This is a genomic window from Streptomyces novaecaesareae (assembly GCF_000716875.1).
Taxonomy (GTDB): domain Bacteria; phylum Actinomycetota; class Actinomycetes; order Streptomycetales; family Streptomycetaceae; genus Kitasatospora; species Kitasatospora novaecaesareae.
This window is the reverse complement of sequence record NZ_JNWQ01000146.1, coordinates 1-8,037: the sequence shown is the minus strand read 5'-3', so window position 1 is coordinate 8,037 and position 8,037 is coordinate 1. Positions and strand designations below refer to the sequence as shown.

The window sequence follows — 8,037 nt, the reverse complement described above, 5'->3', positions numbered from 1 at the left end:
CACCGAGATCTACACTAGATCGCTCGTCGGCAGCGTCAGATGTGTATAAGAGACAGCACCTGGCGACACCACGATCCCCGGCACCGACAACGACCGAGGGCCGGCCCCGGAGGTGTGCACCTCCCGGACCGGCCCTCGCTGTGGTGGGCGCGGACGGTTTCGAACCGCCGACATCTGCTTTGTAAGAGCAGCGCTCTACCGCTGAGCTACGCGCCCCCGGCCGTGGCCCGACGGGCACACGACGAGTGCCTAGGGTACCTGGTCCCGGAGAGTGGTGCGGGCCGGGCGGACGGAAAGGGGCCGGGGAGGAGGCCGGGGCGGGGGCCGGGAGGGGGTGACGGGCGAGCGGGGTGATCGGGGAGAATGGGGGCCGGATCAAGCGGGTCGGAGCAGGGAGCGCGCAGTGACGGTGGCCGGCGGGAGCGGGCGGGGGCGGCGTCGGGCGGGGAGTGCGCTGGCGGACGCCCTGGTGTTGCCGGTGGTGCTGGCGGGTGCGCTGGGGGCGGTCGGCCTGGCGTCGGCCGGGACGGGCGGCTGGTGGGGCCGGCGCGGCGGCGAGGGCGAACGGGCGGGGGCCAGGGAGGCCCGGGCCGCGGCCCAGGAGGCGTTCTACGAGCTGGAGGAGACGCAGCGCGAGGTGCAGCTCGCCGTGGAGACCGTCCGCGCGGCCGAGGACGGGCCGACGGCGCAGCGTGCGCTGGCCGAGCTGGCGGCCATCTCCGGCCGGGTCGACCAGGTCACGGTGAACTACCTGGGCGCGCTCGACGCCCACAACCTGGACAGCGAGGCCCTGGACGCGGGCGCGGCCACGCAGGCCAGGCGCCAACTGGAGGACGTGAAGGGCCAGCTCGGCTCGGCCAAGGCGGAGCTGAACGACTTCCTGCACCGCCTCCAGCCGACCCTCCAGCACGCCGAGCAGCAGCTGATGCGGGTCACCCCGGCGGTCGAGCAGGCCAAGCGCGCACTGCTCGCGGCCTCCAACGCGCTGGACGAGGCGCGCGGCGCCGGCCTGCGGGCGGACGACCTGGCGGCCCGGCTGGCCGAGCTGGCACCGGAGCTGGGCCGGCTGAACGAGGGCCCGGCCCGGCACGGGGTGGCGGGCACCCTGCAGCGCGCGGACGACGTGAAGCGGCGGGCCGAGGGGATCGCCGCCGACGCCGGGCAGCTGCCGGAGCGGGCCCGGGAGATCGACCGGCGGGTGGCGAGCCTGCGGACCCGGATCCAGGCGTTGGAGACCAAGGCGGCGACGGTCGATCCCGCCCTGAGCGAGCTGCGCCGCCGGTTCAGCACCGCCTGCTGGCAGGACCTGCAGCGGGTGCCGGACCAGGTCGCGGAGAGCGGGCGCGCCGCCGAGCGCAAGCTCGCCGAGGCCGCCCGCGCCCGGGACGAGCAGCGCTGGGCGGACGCCACCGCCGCGATCGGTACGGTCCGCGCGCTGCTGGACACCGCGGACGGCTCGGTGGTCGCGGTGAACGACCGGCTGCGGCAGTTGAACGAGGTGCAGCACGACCCCAACCGGGAGATCGAGCGTGCCCGCTTCGCCATCCGGGACGCGCAGCGACTGGCGATGGCCGGGCGCAACGCCCCGGACCCGCGGCACGCCGCCCCGCTGGACGAGGCGGTGGCCCGGCTGGACCGCGCGGTGGCCACCCTGGAGGCGGCCGGCCGGCACCCCGACTACTGGCACTTCCTCACCGAGCTGGCGGCGGTGCGGGACACGGCGGCCCAGGTGATCGGGCTGATCCGCGGCGACCTGGGGCACCGGTAGGCCCGACGGCGGCCGCCTGGGGAGCCGACGACCCCACTCAGGAGCCGACGGCCTCCTCTGGAGCCGGTGGCCGACTCCTCGGTACCCTGCCGTCATGCCACGCTACGACTTCCGCTGCCGCTCCTGCGGCGCCACCTTCGAGCTCCGCCGCCCGATGGCGCAGGCCGGCGACCCCGCCGTCTGCCCGCAGGGCCACGAGGACACCGTGAAGCTGCTGTCCACCGTCGCCGTCACCGGCGCGGCCGGCGCCCAGCAGGCCCCGGCCGGCGGGGGCGGGGGCGGCTGCTGCGGCGGCGGGTGCTGCGGCTGACCGACGCCTGACCGGGAACCGACGCACGCCCGACGGACGCCTGACCGACGACCGACCGACGGCCGACGACCGACGACCGACGACCGACGACCGACCAACGGCCGAAAAGCCGCAGTTCGGCGGCGGACCACCCGCGAATCAGCCGACCGGCACGGCCGTCGCCCCCGCCAGGAAGCGCCGGACGATCTCCTCCCCCGCCGTCACCCCCACCTCCGCCAGGGCGGTGACGCCGGGGGCCGTCCAGCCGCTCTCCGCGAGTTCGCCGTGCCCCGGCCGCCAGCCCGCATCGGCCGCGAGCAGCAGGTCCGCGTCGAGCAGCGAGTCCCCGGCGGCGAGGACGGTGGTCGCCCCGGCCCGCCGTACGACCTCGGCGAGTGCGGCGCTCTTGGTGAGCGGCACCGGGACGGCGTACACCTTGCGGCCCTGCAGCGAGACCGTCCAGCCGCGCTCGGCGCACCAGCCGGTCAGCTCCTCCAGCCAGCAGGCCGGCAGCGCCGCCCGTTCGACCACCAGGTAGGCGAACAGCTCGTCGGCGACGCGCCGCTTGTGCGTCCACTGCGGGTCGGCGCAGAACGCGAGCCGCCGGACGACCTCCTCCAGCGGGGCCGAGCCGGCGGCGATCCGCCCGGTGATCTCGGCCCGCCAGTCCCGGTCCGGGACGCCGTCCACCAGCAGCTGCCCGCCGTTGGCGCAGATCGCGTACGCGGGGACCCAACCAGCCGTCGGGCCGGGCAAACTGACCCGCTGGTACTGCTCCGGCGTACGGGTGGTGGCGGGGACGAAGCAGGCCTGCCGGGAGAGGTCGGCGAGCAGCCCGGCGGCCTGTTCGGTCATGAAGGACAGCGGCCGTCCCTGGTACACCTCGACGCAGAGCAGTCGCGGCGCGAGCCGGTCGGGGACGTCCAGAGCGAGGGCCCGGTCGGAGTAGATCAGCGTCCGGTCGAGGTCGCTGGCCACCAGAACACCCATCAGGAATCCCTCCCCACAACCGACGCCGACCCCGAACCCGAACCCGAACCGGAACCCGCGCCCGCCCCCGACGCCGCCGACCGCCCGTCGCCCCCGGTCGCCCCGCGGCTGTAGCGGGGGTGGATCAGGCCCACGCAGGTGTACGGCAGCCCGTCCACCTCCTCGACCTCGACGCCGCGCTGGGCGGCGAGCAGCCGGACGTGGTCCAGGTCCGCGCCGGCGCCACGGCGGGCGAGGATCCGCCAGGGGACGCGGCGCAGCAGCACCCGGGTGGTCTCGCCGACGCCGGGTTTGACGAGGTTGACGTTGTCGATGCCGTACTCGGCGCTGATCCGTTCGACGGCGGCCCAGCCGGCCCAGTCCGGAGTCCGGTCCGGGTCGGCGGTCAGCCGGTCGGCGCCCTCGACCGCCGCTGCGCGCACCTGCGCGAAGCACGAGGCCACCGCGTCCAGGAAGGCCGCCGAGACGTCGCTCCCGGCCAGCTCGGCGTAGTGCTTGGCGCCGTGGAACTCGTCCGGCCCGATCAGCCCGGCCCGCAGCACGGTGCGCGAAACCAGCCCGGACACCGTGGAGTTGAGGCAGGCGGACGGGATCAGGAAGTCGTCCCGGGTGCCGTACGTGCGCACGCAGCGGCCCGGGTCGGCGAGCACCGCGAGGTCCGGGTCGAAGCCGGTGCCGGTGAGGGCGTCGGCGAGTTCGCGGGTGATCGCACCCTTGCCGGTCCAGCCGTCCACGAACACCACGTCCTGCGCCCGGTGGTGGGCCGCCAGGTAGCGCAGCGCGACCGGGTCGATGCCGCGGCCCCGCACGATCGAGACCGCGTAGTGCGGCACGGACAGGCCGTGGGCGAAGGCCAGCCAGCGGCGGATCAGGATGCCGACGGGCGTGCCGGCCCGGGCCAGCGAGGCGAGCACCAGCCCGGGGCCGCGCTCGCGCAGCAGCGTCTCGGCGACGGTGCCGACGGCGAGCGCGATCCGGCGGGCGGAGCCGCGCAGCGCCTGGTGGAACAGCTCCTGGTACTCGGGGCTGGGCTGGTACTCGACCGGCAGCGACTCGGCGTAGTGCGCGCCGCCGTTCTGGACGGCCTCCTCGCGTTCCTCGGTGGGCACTTCGAGCGCGACGCCGGAGAGGTCCTTGAGCAGCCAGGCCACCTCCTCGGCCCGGTACGAGGAGAACGCCGGCCCGTACAGCGGCGCGGGCAGCCCGGCCGGCGCGGGCAGCACAGGCAGCACCCCCGGCACAGGCACCACGGCCGCCGCAGCCGCCGCTGCCGTCACGGGCACCGGCCGGTGCGAGGGCAGCACCGCCAGCACCACCCGGTCGGTGACCTGCCGCAGCTGGCCGAGCAGCGCTCGCTCGCCCCGGTGCAGCGCCGGGGTGTCGGCGACGTCGTCCACGACCAGCACGACGGCGTCGAAGCGCCGCTCCGGGTCGCTGCCGGGGGCGACGTTGTACGCGTAGCGCTCGCGCGAGTCGTCGTCCTGCGGGTCGTCGTGGGCGGGGAAGACCAGCCGGGTGCGAATGGCGTAGCCGGGGTCGTCGACGGCCAGCACGGGCGAGCGGGTGGTGGTGGAGGACCGGACGCGGTCGCCGCCGAGCTGCTCGTCGAGGGCCGCGGCCAGGCGCAGCGGCGCGTACATCAGTTCCTCGAAGCCGAGGACGAGCACCCGCCGCGCCTCGGCGGGCAGGGCTTCGGCGAGTTGCCCGGCCAGCCGGGGCAGTGCCGCGTCCAGCCGGGCGCGGTCGCGGGCGGTGAATCCGTGCCGGCCGCCGTCCGGGAGCCCGGCGGGCCAGTCCAGCCCGACCCGGACCAGCGGCGCGGGAACGGCCGGGAACACGGCAGCAGCCGGGGGTGCCTCGGCCGCCGCCTCCGCGATCAACTGCTCGGCCCGGTCCAGGAGGTCCTCGGGCAGCTCGACTCCGCCGCTCGCGGTGGCCACCAGGTCGAGCCGGACGCCGAGTTCGGCGGCGGCGTCGGCGAGCCGGTTCCGGTCGTCGGCGGAGCGCAGGTCGACCAGGGCGACCACGACGTAGTGGTCGCGCGGGTGGCGGGCGTGCAGTGCGCGGATGGTGTTGAGCACCGTCCGGCCGGTCGAGAACTCGTCGTCCACCAGCACCAGCGGCCCGCCTCCGGTGAGGAGTTCGGGGTCGGCCGGGAGCAGCAGGTGCGAGGTGGCGTGCGAGTGCTCCTCCTCGAAGCCGCCGAGCGGGGTCAGCCCGGGCACCGGGCGGCGGGTGGAGTGCAGGTAGGGGGCGTCGAGGCCGTCGGCGACGCTGTGGCCGAGGCCGGTGGCGGTCTCCGCGTAGCCGAGCACGACGGCCCGCGCGGCCGCCTCCCCGCCCAGCAGTTCGCGGACCCTGCGCCCGAGTTCGAGCCCGGCGCCGTGGACCACCGAGGGCCGCTGCGGCACGTGCTTGCCGAGCACGTTGGAGACCAGCAGGTGGGCGCGCTTGCGGTTCTCCCGGAGGGCCAGGCCGACGAGTTCGGGGAGGCGCTCGGAGCCGGTCAGCGCGATCCCGGCCCGGTCGGCGACCCAGTGGCCGGTCCACGTCTGCGGTGTTGCTGTCACTACTGGTCCTGCCTTCGATGGTGCGATGGTGCGTTCGTCATATCCGCCCTACGGGAACCGTGGGAATCGGCCCGGGTTCGACCGCAGGAACAGTCAGTCGCACAGGCAGGCCGACAGCAGCTCCGCGAAGCTCACGTCCTCGCGGGCGACCCCGAAGACCTCCGCCCGCAGCAGTATCCGTTCCGCCCAGGCCCGGTGCGGCCGGGCCTCGTTCATCTTGTTGGTGTACGCCGATCGCAGCACTCCGCCGCCGTCCTGCTCCTGCCGGAGGATGTCGCGGGCGTCGCAGTACTCCTCGTGTGTGACCACGGAGAGGGCGTGCACGGCGGGCACGTGGCTGGGGTGGATGCAGGTCTTGCCGAGCAGGCCGTTGGCCCGGTCGAGTTCGACCTCCCGGATCAGCCCGTCCAGGTCGTGCTCGATGATCCGCCGGCGGATCTCCTCGCCGGAGGCCCGGGCCGTCCCCGGGGAGGTGAACGAGCCTTCGGCGAACGGGGTGCGGCGCAGCTGCGGCTTGAACATCCGCTCCTGCACGGGGAAGTACTCCCAGACCGGCCCGGTGACGGTGTACCCGGTGCCGTCGGCCCGGCCGAGCACGTTCACCACGTCCCCGATCACGCCGGCGACCAGCGCGACGTCGTACGCGGTGAGGTCGGGCGAGCGCCGGAGCCCGTACGCGGAGCAGAGGTCGGTGACGCCGAGCCGGACGGCCAGTACCCGTTCCCGGTGTCCGGCGAGCAGGTCGGCGATGCCGAAGAGCTGGTCGCGCCTGGTCTCCAGGTGGGCGAGTTCGGGTGATTCCAGGACGGGCATGGCGAACAGCCGCCGCCCGGTCGCGGCCTCGGCGGCGGCGAGGGCGGCCAGGTACGCGCCGCCGTTCTCCGGGGTGAACTTGGGCAGCACGAAGCCGCTGAGCAGCTCCACGGCCGGGCCGAGCCGCTCGGCCAGGTCGGTGATCTGAGCGGCGGCTCGGACTCTGATGAAGAGCAGTGGAGGACTCTGTGTGCAGTCGGTGAAATCCTTGACCAGGTCATTCAGTTGCTCGACCAGGTTGCGCTCCCCGGCGCCCACCTCGTGGTCGGCGATCGCGTCCTCCAGGCAGAGCACCATCGACACCACGCCCCGAGCAGCCTGTTTGCGGATGTCGGCGGCGAGCGCGGGCCTGGTGGCGGGGCAGTAGAGGGTGCCGCCGAGCGCGGTGGCGAGCACCTCGGGCTCGCTCCGCGCGGTGAAGGTGCGCGGCTGTTCCAGGAAGAGCCGACCGCGTACGTCCTCGGCGAGGTGGCCGAAATGGCGCATGGTGCTCTCCTCCAGGAAGTGGGCCGGCCCCCGGCCGTTTGCCGGCGACGACACCCTGGTCAACCGGCCGACCGGGTGCCATGGTTCCCCGGACCCGCCACCGACGGACGTCCCTGCGCCGAACCTTCGGGGACCACTCGACCGTCATCGTACGGACGGGATCCGGCCGCCCCCGGTTCCCCGGTACTGAACTCCCGGAACATCCCGGTCCACTTGGACGATCATGGGCCCTCGGGCGGCAAACCCCGGAAAGCGCAAGTCTTGGCAAAGTCCGACCCGGCGCGGACCGGTCCGGTCACGTTGTCCGAAGGGGTGGCGAACAGGCAGGATGGTCGGCTATGACGCACGTGATGGCCAAGGGCGCCAACATCGCACTGCCGGCGGCGGCGGTCCGCGCCGTGCTGCGCTGGAGCGCCGCGCCCGGTGCGCCGGACGTGGACGCGTCCGCGCTGCTGCTCGGCGCCAACGGCAAGGTCCGTTCGGACGCCGACTTCGTCTTCTACAACCAACCGCGCCACCCGTCCGGCCTGGTCCGCCACCTGCCCAAGCAGCAGACCTCCGGCGGCGCCGAGATCATCGACACGGTCGAGGTCGAGCTCGGCAAGCTGCCCGCCGAGGTGGACCGCGTGGTGCTGGCCGGCTCCTCAGAGGGCGGGTCCTTCCGCGCGGTGCCGGGCCTGCGACTGCTGCTGTTCGACGCCGCGGCCGGCGAATCCGCGCCCGCGCTCGCCGAATTCGCGATCAGCGACGCCGAGAACGTCACCGCCATGGTCGCGGGCGAGCTGTACCGCCGGGCCGGGTCCTGGAAGTTCCGGGCGATCGGCCAGGGGTACACCTCCGGGCTGATCGGCCTGGCCACCGACTTCGGCATCACCGTCGACGACGCGGCCGAGGGCACCGCGCCCGATGCGGCCCAGGCCCCTGCTCAGCCCCAGACCCCGGCCCCGGCGCCCGCCTCCACCGCCGCACCCACCGGCGCGGTCGACCCGCGCAGCACCCCCCTGCCGGACCCGCGCTCGACCACCCCCGAGCCGGGCACCTTCACGCTGGCCCCGGCCGTCCCGCAGCCGCAGGCCCCGGCCACCCCGGCCCCGGTCGCCGCCACCGGCGCCCCGGCGAAC

The 8,037-nt window shown here is 74.9% G+C and carries 6 protein-coding genes and 1 tRNA gene; 3 read left to right on the top strand and 4 right to left on the bottom strand.

The annotated features are described in order from the left end of the window. Window positions 1-141: 141 nt before the first annotated feature. Window positions 142-216, bottom strand: a tRNA-Val gene (locus OP86_RS31535). Window positions 217-403: 187 nt separating this feature from the next. Here OP86_RS31535 and OP86_RS31530 point away from each other — a divergent pair. Together OP86_RS31530 and OP86_RS31525 are read left to right on the top strand one after the other, a co-directional pair. Then, entirely contained in the window at window positions 404-1,768 is a 1,365-nt protein-coding gene (locus OP86_RS31530) for a coiled-coil domain-containing protein (protein WP_030258362.1), read from the top strand. A gap of 94 nt (window positions 1,769-1,862) precedes the next feature. Beyond that, window positions 1,863-2,078: an FmdB family zinc ribbon protein gene (locus tag OP86_RS31525; protein ID WP_030058700.1), complete on the top strand. Its 216-nt coding sequence runs from the start codon at window positions 1,863-1,865 to the stop codon at window positions 2,076-2,078. 138 nt (window positions 2,079-2,216) lie between these two features. On the opposite strand, the gene OP86_RS31520 is transcribed toward OP86_RS31525, so the two are convergent. The 3 genes from OP86_RS31520 to OP86_RS31510 all read right to left on the bottom strand — a co-directional run bounded on the left by OP86_RS31520 (window position 2,217) and on the right by OP86_RS31510 (window position 6,916). After that, window positions 2,217-3,047, bottom strand: a complete 831-nt coding sequence (locus OP86_RS31520; RefSeq protein ID WP_030058701.1) for an HAD family hydrolase — start codon at window positions 3,045-3,047, stop codon at window positions 2,217-2,219. Further along, window positions 3,047-5,617, bottom strand: coding sequence for a phosphoribosyltransferase (locus OP86_RS31515; RefSeq protein WP_106973562.1), 2,571 nt, complete (start codon window positions 5,615-5,617; stop codon window positions 3,047-3,049). Before OP86_RS31515 ends, OP86_RS31520 begins: the two co-directional genes overlap by 1 nt. A gap of 93 nt (window positions 5,618-5,710) precedes the next feature. Beyond that, window positions 5,711-6,916, bottom strand: a complete 1,206-nt coding sequence (locus tag OP86_RS31510) for an HpcH/HpaI aldolase/citrate lyase family protein (protein WP_030058704.1) — start codon at window positions 6,914-6,916, stop codon at window positions 5,711-5,713. 338 nt (window positions 6,917-7,254) lie between these two features. Here OP86_RS31510 and OP86_RS31505 point away from each other — a divergent pair. After that, window positions 7,255-8,037, top strand: a 783-nt coding sequence (locus OP86_RS31505; protein ID WP_033334257.1) for a TerD family protein, incomplete at its 3' end; no start/stop codon positions are given.

Bases quoted from the DNA above. Each gene is read 5' to 3' on its own strand.
- OP86_RS31525 (WP_030058700.1), top strand. From the start codon at position 1,863: ATGCCACGCTACGACTTCCGCTGCCGCTCCTGCGGCGCCACCTTCGAG.
- OP86_RS31520 (WP_030058701.1), bottom strand. From the start codon at position 3,047: ATGGGTGTTCTGGTGGCCAGCGACCTCGACCGGACGCTGATCTACTCC.
- OP86_RS31510 (WP_030058704.1), bottom strand. From the start codon at position 6,916: ATGCGCCATTTCGGCCACCTCGCCGAGGACGTACGCGGTCGGCTCTTC.